The organism is Streptomyces sp. NPDC051180 (genome assembly GCF_040689545.1).
GTDB lineage: Bacteria > Actinomycetota > Actinomycetes > Streptomycetales > Streptomycetaceae > Streptomyces.
The window spans coordinates 683,561-700,544 of sequence record NZ_JBFBBC010000001.1 but is presented as its reverse complement, the minus strand read 5'-3'; the positions used below and the strand labels follow the sequence as shown (position 1 = coordinate 700,544).

The 16,984-nt window shown below is 72.6% G+C and carries 12 protein-coding genes; 5 read left to right on the top strand and 7 right to left on the bottom strand.

Going from position 1 to position 16,984, the window contains the following annotated elements:
• Window positions 1-92: 92 nt before the first annotated feature.
• The 3 genes from AB0424_RS03080 to AB0424_RS03070 all read right to left on the bottom strand — a co-directional run bounded on the left by AB0424_RS03080 (window position 93) and on the right by AB0424_RS03070 (window position 4,281).
• A complete protein-coding gene (locus AB0424_RS03080) occupies window positions 93-2,474 on the bottom strand; it encodes a cellulase family glycosylhydrolase (RefSeq protein WP_366301720.1) in 2,382 nt (793 codons plus the stop codon).
• Window positions 2,475-2,784: 310 nt separating this feature from the next.
• Window positions 2,785-3,882, bottom strand: coding sequence for a LacI family DNA-binding transcriptional regulator (locus tag AB0424_RS03075; protein ID WP_366301718.1), 1,098 nt, complete (start codon window positions 3,880-3,882; stop codon window positions 2,785-2,787).
• Window positions 3,883-4,065: 183 nt separating this feature from the next.
• Complete coding sequence (locus tag AB0424_RS03070; RefSeq protein WP_366301716.1) at window positions 4,066-4,281, bottom strand: DUF6243 family protein; 216 nt, start codon at window positions 4,279-4,281, stop codon at window positions 4,066-4,068.
• A 668-nt stretch (window positions 4,282-4,949) separates the two neighbouring features.
• On the opposite strand from AB0424_RS03070, the gene AB0424_RS03065 reads away from it, so the two are divergent.
• Window positions 4,950-5,303, top strand: coding sequence for a hypothetical protein (locus AB0424_RS03065; RefSeq protein WP_366301715.1), 354 nt, complete (start codon window positions 4,950-4,952; stop codon window positions 5,301-5,303).
• Window positions 5,304-5,575: 272 nt separating this feature from the next.
• Window positions 5,576-7,444: an NPCBM/NEW2 domain-containing protein gene (locus tag AB0424_RS03060; protein WP_366301714.1), complete on the top strand. Its 1,869-nt coding sequence runs from the start codon at window positions 5,576-5,578 to the stop codon at window positions 7,442-7,444.
• Between the two features lie 59 nt (window positions 7,445-7,503).
• Here AB0424_RS03060 and AB0424_RS03055 read toward each other — a convergent pair whose 3' ends face one another.
• The gene (locus tag AB0424_RS03055) at window positions 7,504-8,139 is read right to left on the bottom strand and encodes a TetR/AcrR family transcriptional regulator (RefSeq protein ID WP_366301713.1); all 636 of its coding nucleotides are present in this window, start codon (window positions 8,137-8,139) and stop codon (window positions 7,504-7,506) included.
• 64 nt (window positions 8,140-8,203) lie between these two features.
• Between AB0424_RS03055 and AB0424_RS03050 the strand changes: the two genes are divergently transcribed.
• The 3 genes from AB0424_RS03050 (at window position 8,204) to AB0424_RS03040 (ending at window position 12,295) form a co-directional block, all read left to right on the top strand.
• Window positions 8,204-9,814: an FAD-binding oxidoreductase gene (locus AB0424_RS03050; RefSeq protein WP_366301712.1), complete on the top strand. Its 1,611-nt coding sequence runs from the start codon at window positions 8,204-8,206 to the stop codon at window positions 9,812-9,814.
• Window positions 9,815-9,962: 148 nt separating this feature from the next.
• Window positions 9,963-10,391 (top strand): hypothetical protein, encoded by a 429-nt coding sequence (locus AB0424_RS03045; RefSeq protein WP_366301711.1) that lies wholly within the window; start codon window positions 9,963-9,965, stop codon window positions 10,389-10,391.
• A 368-nt stretch (window positions 10,392-10,759) separates the two neighbouring features.
• Window positions 10,760-12,295, top strand: a complete 1,536-nt coding sequence (locus tag AB0424_RS03040; protein ID WP_366301710.1) for a right-handed parallel beta-helix repeat-containing protein — start codon at window positions 10,760-10,762, stop codon at window positions 12,293-12,295.
• Between the two features lie 194 nt (window positions 12,296-12,489).
• Here AB0424_RS03040 and AB0424_RS03035 read toward each other — a convergent pair whose 3' ends face one another.
• Genes AB0424_RS03035 through AB0424_RS03025 form a run of 3 tightly spaced genes read right to left on the bottom strand, consistent with a single transcriptional unit; the run spans window position 12,490 to window position 16,919 of the window.
• The gene (locus tag AB0424_RS03035) at window positions 12,490-13,926 is read right to left on the bottom strand and encodes a UDP-glucose/GDP-mannose dehydrogenase family protein (RefSeq protein ID WP_366301709.1); all 1,437 of its coding nucleotides are present in this window, start codon (window positions 13,924-13,926) and stop codon (window positions 12,490-12,492) included.
• Window positions 13,927-13,972: 46 nt separating this feature from the next.
• Window positions 13,973-14,995 (bottom strand): UDP-glucose 4-epimerase GalE, encoded by a 1,023-nt coding sequence (gene galE / locus AB0424_RS03030; protein ID WP_366301708.1) that lies wholly within the window; start codon window positions 14,993-14,995, stop codon window positions 13,973-13,975.
• A gap of 34 nt (window positions 14,996-15,029) precedes the next feature.
• Window positions 15,030-16,919, bottom strand: a complete 1,890-nt coding sequence (locus AB0424_RS03025) for a glycosyltransferase family 2 protein (protein WP_366301706.1) — start codon at window positions 16,917-16,919, stop codon at window positions 15,030-15,032.
• Between the last annotated feature and the right edge of the window lie 65 nt (window positions 16,920-16,984).

The window sequence follows — 16,984 nt, the reverse complement described above, 5'->3', positions numbered from 1 at the left end:
GTGGCAGGGTCCGCGCCTGGGGGCCGGAAGGAGGCCCGGGCGGTGGCCGCCGGTGTGCGGGGTGCGGCCACCGCCCGGGCGATGCGGCGCGGTCAGCCGCCGTAGACGCGGAACTCGTACAGCGAGATTCCGTAGGGGGTGGCCCTGCTCTGGCCCAGTACGCGGACGTAGCGCCCGGTGCCGTTCACGGTGAGGGTGTCGGTGCCCCCGTCACCCGTCGTCGTGGCGAACAGGTCGGTCCAGGTGGAGAAGTTCGGGTCGTTCGACACCTGCACGCGGTAGCCCCGGGCGTACGCCGCCTCCCAGTCGAGGACCACGCGGCTGATGCTCCGGCTCGCGCCGAGGTCGACGTTGATCCACTGGTTGTCCTGGAAGGTGCTCCCCCAGCGGGTGGAGGCGCTGCCGTCGACCGCCCGGTCGGGGTTGTTGCCCGCTTCGGTGGACGACGCCCAGGCGTACCTGCCCTGCGAGAGGAGGGTGCCGCCGCCGGTCTCGTCCGCGGTGGAGACCTGGAGCGGGACGGAGGCGGCGGAGGTGTTGCCGGCCGCGTCGCGCGCTCGCACGGTGTACGTGTAGGCGGTGGACGGGGTCAGGCCCGCGTCGGTGTAGGCGGTGCCGGTGACGGAGGCGACCTGGGTGCCGTTGCGGGACACCAGGTAGGTGCTGACTCCGGTGTCGTCGGTGGACGCGTCCCAGGCGAGCGTGAGGCCCGTGGTGGTCCGCCCGGTGCTGCGCGGGTTGCCCGGCACCGTCGGCGCGGTGGTGTCGGAGCCGCCGCCCGTCGAGGTGGTGACGGTGAGGGGAGGGGAGGCGGCCGAGGTGTTGCCCGCGGCGTCGCGGGCGCGGACGGTGTAGGTGTACGCCGTACCGGCCGTCAGACCCGCGTCGGTGTAGGCGGTGCTGGTGGAGGTACCGACCTTGGTGGTGCCCCGGTAGACGTCGTACCCGGTGACGCCCGTGTCGTCGGTCGAGGCCGTCCAGGACAGGCTCACGCTCGTGGACGTCTTCGCCGGTGAGGTGAGGGCGGCGGGGACGGTGGGAGCCCGGGTGTCTCCGCCCGGGGTGCCGCCGCCGTACAGGTCGGCGAGGCTGATGCCGGTGGTGCTGCCCGCGCCGCCGAGCCTCACCTGGTGGTCGAGGCCGACGAACTTGCCGCCGCTCTGCCACAACGCGGGCTTGAGCAGGGCGTACTTGGCCTCGTCCCAGGTGACCCAGTCGTTGAGCAACAGGCCACCGGTGTCACCTGAGTTGGGGTTGAGGCACCAGAACGTCTGGTGGATCCGGTTCTCCGCGACGAGGTCGCGCAGGGCCGTCATCCACTTCTGGTTGGGGCCGTTGTCGAGGAACCCGCCCCACTCCCCGATGAGCAGCGGAGCGGTGTTCTCCTTGTGCAGGTAGAGCCAGTTGGGGTCCCAGACGTCACGCTCCAGGGTGGTGCGGTTCCAGTCGCCCTTGAACCACGGCTGCTGGAAGACGAGCGGCCCGTAGTCGTGAGGGGAGTAGACGAGCTGGGAGTTTCCCGCGCCGAGGTCGACCGGATGGTCGCGGACACCGCGCAGGTTCCCGCCCCACCAGTTGAAGTGGTAGTCGGTCTCGGTCTGCGAGGACCAGGACTTTCCGGCCCGGGGGTATATCTCGATGCCCTCGCACAGCACCAGGACCTTGGGGTTGACTGCCAGGATGCGCTTTCCGGCGGTCTCGCAGGCGTACTTGAAGTTGTCCTGGTCGGTGGAGCCGTCCCACTTGGCGCGGGGACTCTCGGTCTGCTTGCCGTGCGGTTCGTTCTTGACGTCCATCGCGACGATGGTGTCGTCGTCCTTGTAGCGGGCCGTCACCCACTCCCAGGCCGAGTAGAACTGCTCGCTCGTGACGGGCCCCTTCCACCACACCGGGTAGATGTGGCCGGAGTTGTCGGCCTCCGCGCTGTGCACGTCGAGCAGGACCTTGATGCCGTACTGCTCGCACAGGGCCAGCCAGTAGTCGAAGACCTGGAGCGTGGTGAGGTCCTTGAGCTCCGGGTTGGCGTAGGTGTTGACGCCGCTGGGGACGGCGGCCTGGCCGTTCTTCCACTCCAGGAGCAGCTGCGTCGAGACGGGCACCCGGACGATGTTGATGCCGCGGTCGGCCATGGACTTGGTGATGCCCGTGATGTTGCCGGACCACAGGCCGTGGAAGACGCGCTCGGTGGCGTTGAAGCCGAACCAGTTGGTGCCCGTCAGCCAGACCTCGTCGCCGTTCTCGTCGACGATCTTGTTGCCCTGGGTGTGCAGCCAGTCGCCGCCCGCGGCGGCGGTCCCGAAGCCGGTGGCGGACACCTCCGCCACGGTGGACGCGCGTGCGGAGGACGCGCGTGCGGAGGACGGTGGGCCGGCGGCGTGCGCCGCGAGCCCGCCGGAGGCGACGGCCACGGCCATCACACTCGCCACGCCCACGGCGCGGATCGCGAGGCTCCGGCCTCTGGTGAACAGGTTCACGCGGGTTCCCTTTCGTACGGCGATCGGGTCGGGGGTGCGAGCGCGTGTCCCTCCACGGAGGGGGAGAGCTACAGGGAGTGGTGGATGGGAGCGCTCCCATTCGTGACGGTTGCATGCCAAACCGTGCCCTGGGAAGCCGCGCGCACGGATGCACGGTTTTTCGACGCTTCTGCCGGTAGACGGACGCGGCCTTTTCGAGCCACACGCGGGTGCGCGCCGAGCGAGCGATCAGCGAGAGCACGGAGAGAACCGGGTGCGTGCTGGGCGGCGCCGCGAAGGGCCCGGTGCAACGGGCGGGTGCGGGCTCCGGTCAGGTGGGCGGCGCGGTGCTGCCCCTGACCACGAGGCGGGTGGCGAGTTCGAGGCGGTGGTTCGGGACGGGCTCGCCGTCGATGATCCGGAGCAGGGTGCGGGCCGCCATGGCGGCCATGTCGAAGAGCGGCTGGCGCACGGTGGTGAGCGGCGGATGGGTGCGGCGCGCGACGGGCAGGTCGTCGAAGCCGACGACGCTGACGTCCTCGGGGATGCGGCGGCCCCGGGCCCGCAGTTCCTCCAGGGCGCCGAGCGCCTGCAGGTCGCTGGCGGCGAAGATCGCGGTCGGCGGCTGCTCGCCCGCCGCGGCGAGGGCGTCGAGCAGCCGGGCCGCCTCACGCCGTCCCGACGTGTCGTCGGGCTCCCCGTGCGGGGTGAAGCCCTCCGGTACGCGAAGACCGGCCCGCTCCATGGCGGCCCGGTAGCCGTCGGCGCGGGCCCTGCTGCACAACAGCTGCCGGGGCCCGGCCAGATGGGCGATGCGGGTGTGTCCGAGCCCTATCAGGTGCTCGGTGGCGCTGACCGCGCCTTCCCAGTTGGTGGCGCCGAAGGTGGGGACGAGCGCTTCGACGTGCCCGACGTGTCGGACGTGCCCGGCGGGGTCGACGCGTACGACCGGGACGTCCATCGCCGTGAGCCTGCGGCGCTGCTTCGAGGTCAGCTCCGACACGACGAGGACGGCACCGCTGCTGCGGCGCGCGGCGAGCCGGTCGATCCACCCGCCGGAGCCGGAGCCGGAGCCGGAGCCGGAGCCGGTGCCGACGTCGGCACCGTCGTCGCGGCCGTGGACGGCGGACAGCACCATGCGGACGCCGGCCGCGTGCAGGGTCTCAGCCACTCCCCGGACGATCTCGACGGACCGCAGACTGTCGAGTTCATCGAGCACGAGGTCCACGAAGCCGGCCCGAAGGCGAGCGGCCCGGCGCCGGTAACCGAGGGAGTCCATGACCGCCTCGACCCGTCGCCTGGTGACGGCCGACACGTCTGCGCCCCCGTTGAGGACCTTGGAGACCGTGGAGGCGGAGACCCCCGCCTCCACGGCGACGGTGTCCAGGGTGACCCTGCCGCCGGGCCCACCGGTCCGCTCCTCGCTCATGCCCTGCCTTCCGCTCGGGGTACCCCGTGGATCGGGTGCGGGCCGCTCGGGCGGGCGCGGTCGGTGCGGCTCTCGTGAGCGCGCCCGGGACGGAAGCGGAGCCCGAATACGGGGCAGGGCCAGGACGGGCCCGTGCCCCTCCTGGCCCTGCCCCGGGGGATGCCGCCCTGCGGCGGCGGTGCGTCAGCTCTGGGCGGTGTCGTCGCTCGCCTGTGTGGTGGCCTCGTCACCGTGCACCTTCTCGCGCATCTTGCGTACCAGCTCGGCCTTCTGGTCGGCGGCACCCTTGCGGTCGAGGTTGCGGTGGGGGCCGTTGTTCTGCCGCTCGGCGCGGGACAACTTCTTGCGCTGGCCGCCGCCCTGGCCCACGGGGTTGTTGATGTTCTTGCTGTCGGTCACGGGTTCTCCCGGTGGTGAGGGGAAGCGATCTGCGGATGCGTCGGTGGGGGACGGGTGCGGCGACGTCGACGGTCGTCAGCGGGAGCCCGTCACGCGCTCACTCGTCGATCGGTGTCTGGAAGGTCTGGAAGGACATGACAAAGACGTTACCCGGTCCCGGCGGCCCCGCGCGCCGGTCGTTTCGCCGCTGGAGTCCTGACCGGGTGGACCGCCTCCTCGCGGAGTCTGGCCGCGGTCGTGGGGTCGGGGGCGCCGGCTTCCTGCAGACGCTGATCACACGAGCGTCGCACTGCCGGCACTCGGCGGTCAGCCCGTGCAGACGATCGCGGTGTTTTGGGGCCTCGCCAGTGCGACCGGGTTCAGCCGGCGTTCCGCATGGCGTTCGGGACCAGTCCCACCGAACACCGCGCCGTCTCCCTCGCGGCCGGGTGGCAGGCATGGGACAGAATCCCTGCACGCCCTGCACAGCACCGCGCGCGCACCGCGCCTACATTTTCCGCTGGAGATCACGCCACAGGGTGAACGGAGCCACGGGTCGAGAACCCGGTCGGCCCGGCGCCCGTCATGCCATCGACCGTGGCATCGGCCTGTGAGAGGCGTGTCTCCACGCCCCTCGCCTTCCTGCGAGGAGGCGTCCCGGATCCATCCCACATGGGGGAACAATGAGCGTGCGCACGAAGCTTGCCACCACCACCGCGGCCGCCGCCCTGGCCTTCGCCGGGGTGCTGGGCTCCGCGGGTCAGTCGTTCGCCGGATCGAACGGCCAGCAGATCCACTTCCACGACACCAGCACCGTCGTCTACTCCGTCCGCCTCCAGGGCTACAACCAGAGCGGCGCTTCGGTGTCGGGCTGCTTCAACACACCGAGCAAGGACACCTGGATCGGCGGCTGGTGGTGGAAGGGAGAGGTCAGCGTCACCTTCTACAAGAGCAGCTCCTGCTCATTCGCCACCTATTACGACGACACGACCGTGTGGGTCCCCAGCGAGCAGAGCGGCGACTGGACGACCGTCTACTCCTGACCGGTGCCCCGCAGGTGTCACGAGGTGGCGCCATCACCGCACCGGCTCACCCCGTCCTCATCCCTCCCCGACGTGTACGTGACGTGCACGTTCGGCGGTGGGTGTGATGCGGCGCCGCAGGGCGCGCATCCCTCGGCCTTCGACTGCCGAAGCCCTGCGCGGCTGATCGGGCAACACCGCCCGGAACCAGCCGCGTTGCGATTCCACCAAGTGCGCCCGCCGCTCGGCCACTCTGTGTCAAGGTGCATGCCTTCGGGACAGAAGGAGTGGTTTTGCCGGGAATCTCGTACGGAAAGACGCGCGCCGCGACACGGGGTGTGCAGGGGCGGCCGACGACGGCCCGCAGGCTTCTCGTCCTCGGTCTGCTGATGGCCCTGGCGGCCTGTTCGCCCGGCAACGGCGTTGACGGAGGCAGGGCGTCGGGCGACAAGAACGCGTCCGCGCCGGCCGCGTCCTCGGCCTCGGCTTCCGCCGTGTCCGGGACCGTCGCGGCGGACGGGCTGACGCTGAAGGGCCCGCGTGGGCTCGGCGTCCGTGTGGAGGGCGGAGCGCTGCCCGTAGGCATGCGGGTGGCCGTATCCGAGGAACAGGGCGCGCCCGTGGGGCAGTTGGGCACGCTCGCACGCTCGGCGCCGGTGTGGGACGTGCACGCGGACGTGCCGCCGTCCGGTGAGGTGACGCTGACGATGCCGTACGACCCGGCGGCGGTGCCCGAGGGGGCCAGGGCGCGGATCGTCACGTACGACCCGGAGACGAAGAGGTGGTACCCGGTCGCGACCGAGGCCGACGCGGAGGCCCGGGTCCTGACGGGGACGATCGAGGGCTTCTCCTTGAAGACCTGGATCGTCGACCGCGCCGACGACGTGGCGGGCGCCGCCTCCTGGGCCGAGTACCAGGCGGGGCGGCTGCTCGGCACCCGCGCCGCCAGGCCGGACTGCGCGGGTCGGCCGAAGGTGCCCGAGTGGGTCAAGGACGTGACGACCGTGGCCGACGACAACGCGCAGATCTTCGCGTGCGGTCACGGCGAGGGCGACCGACTGGTCCTGGAGATCGTCAACAACCGGGGCTATCCGGTGTCGGTCGTCTTCGACCGGCCGTACGCCGCCGTCCGGTCCTCGGTGTGGACGGACGGGGTCTCCGGTGTCTTCCAGCAGGTCGGGGCGGTACGGGCGAGCAACCGTGTGCCGTTGATCAGCGGCGGCTCGGCCACCGTCGTCTTCGACCGGCCCGCGCGGCAGGCCGGTGTCATCCAGGGATGGGCCCGGCGTGACACCGCGGCCCTGGCCCTGTGGCTGACGTCGGAGGTGTTCCTCGCCGCGGGCGGTGACGTTCCGGTGGGCGGCGGCAGGAGCCTGGGCCTCGCCAGTGTGGACTGCCTCGGCCGGACGTCCACCTCGGTGTGGGCGGCCGCCGACCGTACGGCGGATGCCGACGCGGCGGGCACCGCCGCCGAACTCGCCGGACTGCGCGACTGCCTGGCGCAGTCGCTGGAGACGGGGGTCAGGGCCTGGGGCGTGGACCCGTCGCGGGCCGTCCACCAGTCCGCCGACAGCCTGCGGCTGCCGCGGGAGCAGCTGGGGGCGGTGAAGGCGCTCCGTTTCCTGTACTTCCTGGGCGTCGCGGAGTGGTCCCTCCAGGCCGGCGACCTCCTGGTGAACGACGGCACCCGCGAGGCCGGGCTCGTGGACCTCTCCGTGCGGTGGCGCCACGATGCCGTGGTGGACGCCATGCCGCTGTTCGACCTCACGCCCACCGACCGGGAGGGCGGTTCCTCCGGGCAGCACGTCGACGCCGTCCTGGCGGGCGAGGGCTTCCCGCGGTCCACCGGGGCCTGGGTCGGCTGTGAGGGTGAACCGGCGGGCATGACCTACACGTTGAACGGCCGGTTCACGGCGCTCGTCGCGAAGGCCGGGCTCCGGCCGCACACGCCGGACGGCATCGTGGCCGAGATGGTGGTCGAGACGGACGGGAAGCCCCGCACCACGGTCCGCGTCACCAGGGCGACTGCGGCGAGCGTCGAGATCGACCTCACCGGCGTGGACACCTTGCGGCTGACCGCCGAGAAGGTGCAGGGCACGTGCGGGACGTCGGACACCCCGTACGGCGCCTGGGGCGACGCGGTTCTGCTCGTGGCTCGCTGACCCGGCCACCGGGGCGGGTGCCGCAGGGAGCGGGACTCCGTGCGGCACCGGCCGTCCGGTCAGTTCGGGGGTTCGGGGGCGCCCGGGAGCGCGGCGGCGACGGCGAAGAGGCGGGCGCAGCGCCGGGTCATGGCCTCCGGTGTCTCCTCGGGGTGTTCGACCCACCAGCGGACGAGGGTGCCGACCAGATCCGTCCAGACGTGGCGCAGCGCGTCGGCGTCCAGCGGGTCGGTGGAGCCGGCCGCGTGCAACAGCTCGGTGGTGCCCTCGGCCGCGAGCGCGTCGACGGCCGCCCAGTAGGTCGCCGCCGTCCGGGCGGCCTCGCCGCCGGGCGGCAGGGAGCGGTCGTAGAGGACGAACCAACTCTCCCTGCGTCCCTCCAGCGCGACGAAGATGCCGCGGAGCACCCGCAGGGGGGTGTGGGGGGTCGTTCCCCCCTCGCCCATCGCCGCGCGGATCGTGTCGAGCAGGCTGTCCCCGACGGGCACCAGGCAGGCGACGTAGAGGTCTTCCTTGGTGCCGAAGTACTGGTGCAGCAGCGTCTTGGTGACGCCCACGCGCTCCGCGACGGCGGCCAGGGAGGCGGCGGCGTAGCCGCGGCGCCCGAACTCCTCCGTGGCGGCTTCCAGCATCTGCTGCCGACGCAGGTGCCGGGGGACGCCCTTGGTGCCGGCTTTCGAACGGGGGGTTGCCATACGTGGATATTATCAGTAAGTAATTTACCTCTTGGTAAATTCACTCGCGGCCTCTGGAGCGCCCATGTCCGGCACGACGACGCAGCCGACCCCGTCCATCCCCCTCCGGTCCTGGTGGGGGTGGGGATGGGAGAGCGCCCACCCCGACGACGCCGAGTGCGTGGCGATGGGCGCCCTGCTGCCCGGCACCCTGGCCCGCCCGCTCCCCGTACCCCGTATCGCCGACCTGGGCATCGGGGCACCCTCCGTCAGGCCCCCCGCGAGCCTGGCGCGGCTGATCAGCACCGACCCGGCCGACCGAGCGGCCCACGCGATGGGCAAGGCGTACCGGGACATCGCACGCGCACTGCGCGGGCGCCCGGGGCGGATACCCGACCTGGTCGCGTTCCCGACGGAGGAGCGGGAGGTGGCCGACCTCCTGGACTGGGCCGGCACTCACCGGGTCGCCCTCGTGCCCTTCGGCGGCGGGTCCTCGGTGGTGGGCGGCGTCGAGTACCGGGGCGACCGCCATCGCGCGGTGCTCTCCCTCGACCTCACCAGGATGGACCGGGTGCTGGAGGTCGACTCCGAGGGCAGGGCCGCCCGCATCCAGGCGGGGACGCTCGGGCCGAGCCTGGAGAACCAGCTGCGGCCCCATGGACTGACGCTCCGGCACTTCCCGCAGAGCTTCGAGTTCTCCACCCTCGGCGGCTGGCTCGCGACCCGGGCCGGCGGCCACTACGCCACCGGCCGCACCCACATCGACGACTTCGTCCAGTCGCTGCGGGTGGTCACCCCGGTCGGCACCGCGGAGTCCTGGCGGCTGCCCGCCTCGGGCGCGGGCCCCTCGCCCGACCGCATGTTCCTCGGCTCGGAGGGCGCTCTCGGCGTCATCACCGAGGCGTGGGTACGGCTCCAGGCCCGCCCGGTCCACAAGGCGTCCGCCTCCCTCGCCTTCGGCGACTTCGGCGCCGCACTCCGGGCGGTCCGCGCCCTCGCGCAGTCCGACCTCGCCCCCGCCAACTGCCGGCTGCTCGACTCCGGCGAGGCCGCGCTCGCCGGTGCCGCGCGGGACGGCTCCGCCGTCCTCGTCCTGGGCTTCGAGTCCGCCGACGCCCCGGTCGACGCCCGTCTCGCCCAGGCCGTCGACCTCGCCCGCTCCCACGGGGGCCGACGCGAGCCGTCCGAGGCCGGCGGGGACGGCGCCCCCGCCGACGGGGCGGTGCACGCATGGCGGTCGGCGTTCCTGCGCATGCCCTACCTCCGCGACGGCCTGGCGCGGATGGGCGCGGTCGCGGAGACCTTCGAGACGGCGGCCACCTGGGACCGCCTCCCCGCCCTCGTCGAGGACGTCCGCAGGACGGTCAACGAGGCGGCGCTCAAGATCTCGGGCCACCCCGCCACCGTCAACTGCCGCCTCACCCACGTCTATCCCGACGGCGCCGCGCCCTACTTCACCGTGCTCGCCGCGGGCCGCCCCGGGGACGAGGTCGCCTTCTGGGACGAGCTGAAGACGGTGGCCGGCGAGGTGCTCCACCGCCACCGGGCCACCATCACCCACCACCACGCCGTCGGCCGCGACCACCGACCGGGCTACGACCTCCAGCGCCCGGAGCCCTTCGCCCTCGCCCTGCGCGCCGCCAAGAGCGCCCTCGACCCCCACGGCATCCTCAACCCGGGCGTGCTCGTGGACTGAGCCGGCCCAAGCCGAGCCCCCCGCCCGCCCGTGGCCGCAAGGGAGGCCCCTCGGGAGCCGCGGGAGGGCCTGGGGAGGGTCTCCCGGTCCCTCGTAGGGGCCCTCCAGCGCGGCCACGGCGAGGCGCGGACGGCAGGACGGAGGGACAATGGCTTCGATGATGACCGTGCTGATAGCAGGACTGCCCGAGGGCGCCGAACTGGAATCGGTGCGCGCCCGCGTCCACTCCAGCCCGCACTTCCGCATCGTCGCCCACGCCTACGAGCCCCGGATCGCCCTGGCCCAGGCCCGCGTGCTGCAGCCCGACATCGCGGTGATCACCCGCCACCTCCCTCACCCCGAGGCCGACCTCGCCCGCTACCGTCTCGTCCGCGACCTGCGCGCCATGGATCCGCCCACCGGGATCGTCCTCCGCAGGGACGCCGGGGAGCCGGACGGGCCCCTCGGCCCGGGCGCCGAACCCCTCGACGGAGCGATCCACGAGATCCGCCGCGGCGAGGCCGACGCCCTCTGGGACGCCCTCGTCACCATCGGCCGCCGCCGCGCCAGCTGCGACACCGACCCGACGGGCCTCTGACCCCGAGCGCCCCGCCGAGCCGTCGTCGCGGGTGTCGCCCCGGCCTTCACACGAGCCGCATCCGGTGAGGCGGTCGCCGTCGGGACCGACCGCCCCGCCGGCGCGACGGCCCCGCGGCCGCACGTGACTCGGATGCCACGTGTTCGTCGGCGTTTCGTATGTCGCTTTTCTGGCAGTCTGCTACTTCATGTGCCTGAAACGGCACCAGGACGTCCCCAGGGGTGCGCGTGAACGCGGTGAAGCGGAGTCGGACGACGAGGGCCGCGGCGGGAGTGTCGGCCGGGGTGCTCCTGCTGCTCACGGGGTGTGACGTACCGGGGGTGTACAAGCCCGCGCGTCCGGCGAGCGGTGGCCCGTTCACCTTCTACGTGAGTCCGGACGGTGACGACGGGAACGACGGCATGTCGCCGGGGAAGGCGTGGCGGACCCTGGACCACGCGAACACCGCGGACTTCCGGCCGGGTGACAGGCTGCGGCTCAAGGGCGGCGAGCGGTTCCGCGGTGCCATCACGCTGGAGGAGGGCGAAGCGGGCAGTGCGGCGCGGCCGGTGGTGATCGAATCGTACGGCACGGGTCGTGCGACGATCGCGCCGCGCGGTACCTCGGGCATCACCGTGCGCGACACCGCGGGGGTGGAGATCAGGAACATCGCGCTGGTCGGCGACCGCAAGGCGCTGCGCGAAGGCGTCGGCATCGCCTTCCGCGCCACCCGTCCGGAGGGGCGGGCGCTCGCCCACGTCAGGATCGCGAACGTGGAGGCGCGGGGCTTCCAGAACGGGATCAGCGTCGGTACGGAGGACGAGGGCGTCACGGGCTACAGCGACGTGCGCATCAGCGATGTCGCCGTGCACCACAACCTGGAGGCCGGACTCGTCTTCTACGGACCGGAGTTCGAGGCCGACAGCCCGGCCTACGCGCACTCCGGGCTGCGGATCGAGCGGGTCACGGCGTACTCCAACACCGGCGACCCGGGCAGCGACGGACGCAACACCGGAAGCGGCATCGCACTCGGCAGCGTCCGGGACGCGAAGGTGATGCGCTCGGTCGCCCACGACAACGGCGCGCGCTCCGCGGCCGACGCGGAAGAGGGTCCCGAGGGCATCTGGGTGTACGACTCCACCCGTGTGGTCCTGGAGAACAACCGCTCCTACCGGAACCGGACCGGATCCCGGGTGGACGGCGGCGGTTTCGGCCTCGACAACAACGTGTCCCACTCGGTCGTGCAGTACAACCTCGCCTACGGCAACGACGGGCCGGGGTTCCTCGTCTACTCGGGAAAGGCGACGGGCGCTCACCGGGACAACGTCGTCCGCTTCAACATGAGTTGGGACGACGCGCGCAAGCTTCCCGAGTACGGTGGCATCGTCGCCTACGGCTCCCGGATGAACAACCTGGACATCTACAACAACACGGTCGTGATGCGGACGGCGCACCTCGCCCCCAGCCAGGCGGCGGGCGACCGGTCCCCGGCCCTGCGGCTGCGCGACGGCATGCGGGGCGTGAGCGTCCACGACAACATCCTCGCCACCGACGGCGGGCCGCTGATCGAGGCCGAGTCGTCGTACCTCCCCGACACCCACCAGTTGCGGGGCAACGTCTACCACAGCACGGGCCCCTGGTCGCTGGGCTGGGGGAGCCGGCGCTTCACCGGTCTCGCCGACTGGCGTAGCGCCTCCGGCCAGGAGCTTCTCGACGGTGAGCCGACCGGCACCGGCGACGACCCGTGCCTGCGCGCGCTGACCGTGCCCCTCACCGACCCGGCCGGGGCCGAGAACCTGGTGCCCGCTTGCGAGGGACAGGCGTCCGTGAGCATGGGCCCGCAGGCCACACGCGTGGACGCGGGCCTCGTCGACTTCTTCGGAAACCGGCTCCCGGACGTCCTGCGGCCCGGCGCCGTGCAGTAGGGCACCGCCCGTCGATCCGGACGGCGATGCCCAGAGGAGCCGGCACCCACCGGCTCCCTTGAACATCCCCGGCACGGTTCCCCGTGCCGTCCTCGGCGACCGGACGAGCCATGACGCCACCCCGCGGCCGACGCCACCCCGCCCGCCCGGTCCAGGACCGGGCGGGCGGGGTGGCGTCGGCGTGCGGGGGATGTCTAGGGCCTGCCGGTCGGCAGCGCCGGGGAGAGCAGGGCGGTGTGGTCCGCCTCGACGATCGGCGAGGCGATCGTCGCCCGGAGCGGCTGTCCCGCCCGGGCGGCCGGCGGCCGGTCCGCCGGAGCGGGGCGGCCGAGTGCCTTGACGGTCCAGCCGGCGGCCCGCCACTCGTCGTGAGGCAGCGCGTTGCGCGCGTCGACGAGGACCGCCTTGCGGACGACCCCGGCCAGCTTCAGCGGATCGAGCTCGCGGTACTGCCTCCACTCGGTGAGGTGCAGCACCATCTCCGCTCCCTGGCAGGCCGCCAGAAGGTCGCTCTCGCAGCGCAGTTCGGGGTGGGCGCGGTGTGCGTTCAGGGCGCCCTCCGGATCGTGCACCCGGATGTCGGCCCCCTGCCGGTGCAGCGCCGCCGCCACCGCGAGGGCCGGCGAGTCGCGTACGTCGTCGCTGTTCGGCTTGAAGGTGGCGCCGAGGACGGTCACCCGGCGACCGGTCAGGTCGCCACCCGCGAGCTGACGGGCGAGCTCCACGGTGCGCGTCCGCTGCCGTTGGTTGATCTCGTCGACCTGGTCCAGGAAGGCGACCGCGGGGCCGACCCCCAGCTCCCGGGCGCGGGCGGTGAACGCCCGGATGTCCTTGGGCAGGCAGCCGCCGCCGAAGCCGAGGCCGGCGTTGAGGAACCGCCGGCCGATCCGGGTGTCGTGGCCGAGGGCGTCGGCGAGGGTGACGACGTCCGCGCCCGCGGCGTCACAGACCTCGGCCATCGCGTTGATGAAGGAGATCTTCGTGGCGAGGAAGGAGTTGGCCGCGACCTTCACGAGCTCGGCCGTGCTCGGATCGGTGGCGATGTACGGGACGCCCGCGTCCAGCATCGGGGCGTACACCCGGCGCAGTGTCTCGTCCGCCTCCCGGCCGACCGTCCCGACGACGATCCGGTCCGGCCGCAGAGTGTCCTCGACGGCGAAGCCCTCACGCAGGAACTCGGGGTTCCACGCCACGTCGGCCCGAACGCCCGCCGGGAGGAGCCCCGCGATGCGCGCGGTCAGTCGCGCGGTGGTCCCCACCGGCACGGTCGACTTGCCGACGACCAGGCACGAGGCGGGCAGGTGCGGCACGAGGCCGTCGACGACGGCGTCGACGTACCTCAGGTCGGCGGCGTGGGAGCCCGCCTGCTGCGGCGTGCCCACGCAGATGAAGTGGACCTCGCCGTGCTCCGCCGCCTCGCGCAGACTCGTGCCGAAGCGCAGGCGTCCGGAGGCGAGGGCCCGGGTGAGGACGTCGTCGAAGCCCGGTTCGTAGAAGGGGGGACGGCCTTCGGCGAGGGCCGCGATCTTCTCGGCGTCGACGTCGACGCCGAGGACGTCGTGTCCGATGTCGGCCATGCACGCGGCGTGCACAGCTCCGAGGTAGCCCGTTCCGATGACGGTCATCCGCATGCGGTGTTCTCCTGTCTGAACGCGGGGGTGGGATGGAGGCGAGGGGTCAGGGCGCGTAGCCGTACGGGTTCTGCTGCTGGAAGTTCCACGCGTCACGGCACATGGCGGCCACGTCCCGCCGCGCGGTCCAGTTCCAGGCCGAGGCGACCTTCGCGGGGTCGGCGACGAGTTCGGCGACGTCGCCGGGGCGGCGGTCGGTGATGCGGTGCGGAATCGGCCGCCCGGACACCTCCTCGAAGGTGCGGACGAGCTCCAGGACGGACGCGCCGCGCCCGGTGCCGAGGTTGAAGACCCGCATGCCCGGCTCGTCGTCGATGTGGTCCAGGGCGGTGCGGTGCCCCTCGGCGACGTCCACGACGTGGACGTAGTCGCGGATCCCGGTCCCGTCGGGAGTGGGGAAGTCGTCGCCGAAGACGTTGAGTTCGACGCGGCGGCCCACGGCGACCTGGGCGAGGAACGGCATGATGTTGTTCGGCACGCCGCTGGGGTCCTCGCCGAGGAGGCCGGTGGGGTGGGCGCCGGCCGGGTTGAAGTACCGCAGGGCCAGGACCCTGAGCTCGGGCACGTGCCGGCAGACGTCCGCGAGGATCTGCTCGCAGGTCCACTTGGTGGTGGCGTACGGGTTGGTCGGCGCGGCCGGCGACTCCTCGGTCAGCGGGACGGTCGTGGTGTCGCCGTAGATCGAGCAGGAGGACGAGAAGACCAGCCGGTGCACGCCGTGGTCGTGCATGGCCGAGACCAGCGCCGTCGTGCCGCCGACGTTGATGTCGTAGTACGCGAGGGGGATCCGCACCGACTCGCCGACGGCCTTCTTCGCGGCGAAGTGGATGACCGCGTCGATCGGGTGGCTCGTGAGGACGGTGTCGAGGGCCCGCCTGTCCCGTACGTCCGCGACGTGGGCCGCCGCGATGGGGCGGCCCGCGATCTTCGCGACCCGTTCGAGGACCTCGGGCGAGCTGTTGGAGTGGTCGTCGAGCACGACGACCTCGTGGCCGGCCCGGAGGAGCTCGACGCAGGTGTGGCTGCCGATGAAACCGGCGCCGCCGGTGACCAGGACGGTCTGGGGCACGGGAACCTCATTTCTCGATCGGCCGCGGGGGCCGTCACCAGGCGTAGAAGCCGGTGAGGTAGGTGGGGAAGACGGTGGCCGCGAGCCCCAGCGGGACCAGCGAGAGCAGGCCCGCGAGGAGCGGCAGGGCGGCCGTGCGCAGTGCTCGGACGGCGGGGACGCCGGTGGCCCACGCCGTCTCCTTGACGTGCAGCGCGCCGATCGCGAGCGTGACCGCGGTGTACGAGGCCGAGCCGAGGAGGCAGAGGAAGACGTAGCCGACGGCGGGGCCGGTGAACTGGCCGACGAGGGCCGAGCCCGACAGGAAGACCGTGATGAGGAGGTACGGGGCGACCGCGCGCAGCGGCAGTCGCTCCAGGCCGTCGCGCCTCTTCGGGGTGACCTTGAAGGTGATCTGGCGGGGCCGTAGCTTCTGGGTCACCGCGGCGAGCACGCCCCAGGCCACGTAGGGCCATCGGGAGAGCCCGAAGAGCCAGATCTCCCAGCTGAAGACGGGTGCGTCCTTGGGGCGCAGCAGGCCCCGGCGGCGGCAGAGCAGCGTCAGCAGGATCAGCCAGACGGACATGCTCCAGAAGTGGGACAGGAAGGCGAAGTAGTTGACGTCGATCCAGGGAGCCCCGGTGATGGCGGCGATCGGGGGCAGCAGGACGCCCATGACCGTGGCGCCGGCGAGCAGCGGGTAGTACATCAGCGCCGCGGCGAAGCGCAGCCGGAGCTTCAGGGGCATCCGGCCCAGGTGGCGCGGCAGCATGCCCAGGAGCATGACGGCCAGGCTGCGGGACCACTGGAACTCCTGCGTGATCATCGCGCCGAAGGTGAGGGGGCCCTCGCCGTGCGCGTCCGCGTCGATGGCGAAGGCTCCCTGCCAGCCGGCCGAGGTCAGCAGGAACGACGTGGAGAAGTCCTCGGCGAGCTCGGGGCCCAGGCCGCCGATGTCCCGCAGGGCCGTTGTCCGCACGGCGTAGTGCGACCCGATGCAGACCGGGGCGAGGCCGGCGGAGTGGCCCAGCTGCACGGGCCCGTGGAACATGGCCTCGCGGTGCAGCCGTCCGCGGGCCGACCAGGACTCGGCGGCGTTGGAGTCGCAGACGCTGGGCGCCGCGACATAGCCGATGGCGGGGTCGGCGAAGGGTCGTACGACCTCGGCGAGGTAGGTGCGCCCGGGGACGTGGTCGCAGTCGAGCTGGGCGACCACGTCGTAGAGGTCGTAGCCCCAGTGGTCGTAGAAGAAGGCGAGGTTGCCCTCCTTGCACCGTGTGCGCCGGGGCCAGTCGGCCCGGTGGTAGTCGGCGCGGCCCCGCCGGGTGGAGACGTTCACGTCGTGGTCGCGGCACCAGAGGAGGATCTCCTCGCTGGGGTCCTCGTCGCAGAGCCAGACGTCGTAGGTGTGGGGGAAGTCCTGGTGGATCATCGCCTCCAGGGTGCGCCGGGCGATGTCCCAGCCCTCGGACGGGGCCCGGGTGACGACGAACGCGGTGCGGAGCGCGGGTACCTGAACGGCCGGGTCGAACCGACGGATCCGCAGCAGCGCGACGAGGAAGTGCACCGGCAGATAGGTCAGGTACAGCAGGAGGGCGCTGTTGACGACCAGGCCCGTCCAGCCGATGCGGTGGGACGGTTCGAACCACCAGACCCAGAACCAGACCAGGCAGACGACCCAGCCGAGGGACAGCAGCGCGACGAGGAGGCGGTCGGAGCGGGAGAACGCCCGGACGAAGCTGGACGGGCGGGCGGTGAGCCCGCGTGCCGCGTGCGCCAGGACCGGGCCGTCCGGGCCGATGGAGGCCACCGCGCCGTTCGACAGGGTGTGGATCTCCGCGGCCAGCGCCTCCCACTCGGCCGGCGAGCCGGGAGCCGGTGAGAGGAGCGCGGGTTCCTGGGCGGTGCCGGTCCCGTGGACGGGACCTTGCTCCAACGACGTCATGGCGGCAGGTTCTCCAGGCGGTGCGACGGGGGTGAGGGGCCCGGGGGAGGAGGCCCGCCGGGTGC

What these genes read in the sequence shown, in the direction of transcription:
- AB0424_RS03075 (WP_366301718.1), bottom strand. Translation starts at nt 3,882, where the DNA reads ATGAGCGAGGAGCGGACCGGTGGGCCCGGCGGCAGGGTCACCCTGGAC.
- AB0424_RS03055 (WP_366301713.1), bottom strand. Translation starts at nt 8,139, where the DNA reads ATGGCAACCCCCCGTTCGAAAGCCGGCACCAAGGGCGTCCCCCGGCAC.
- AB0424_RS03050 (WP_366301712.1), top strand. Translation starts at nt 8,204, where the DNA reads ATGTCCGGCACGACGACGCAGCCGACCCCGTCCATCCCCCTCCGGTCC.
- AB0424_RS03045 (WP_366301711.1), top strand. Translation starts at nt 9,963, where the DNA reads ATGGCTTCGATGATGACCGTGCTGATAGCAGGACTGCCCGAGGGCGCC.
- AB0424_RS03035 (WP_366301709.1), bottom strand. Translation starts at nt 13,926, where the DNA reads ATGCGGATGACCGTCATCGGAACGGGCTACCTCGGAGCTGTGCACGCC.
- AB0424_RS03025 (WP_366301706.1), bottom strand. Translation starts at nt 16,919, where the DNA reads ATGACGTCGTTGGAGCAAGGTCCCGTCCACGGGACCGGCACCGCCCAG.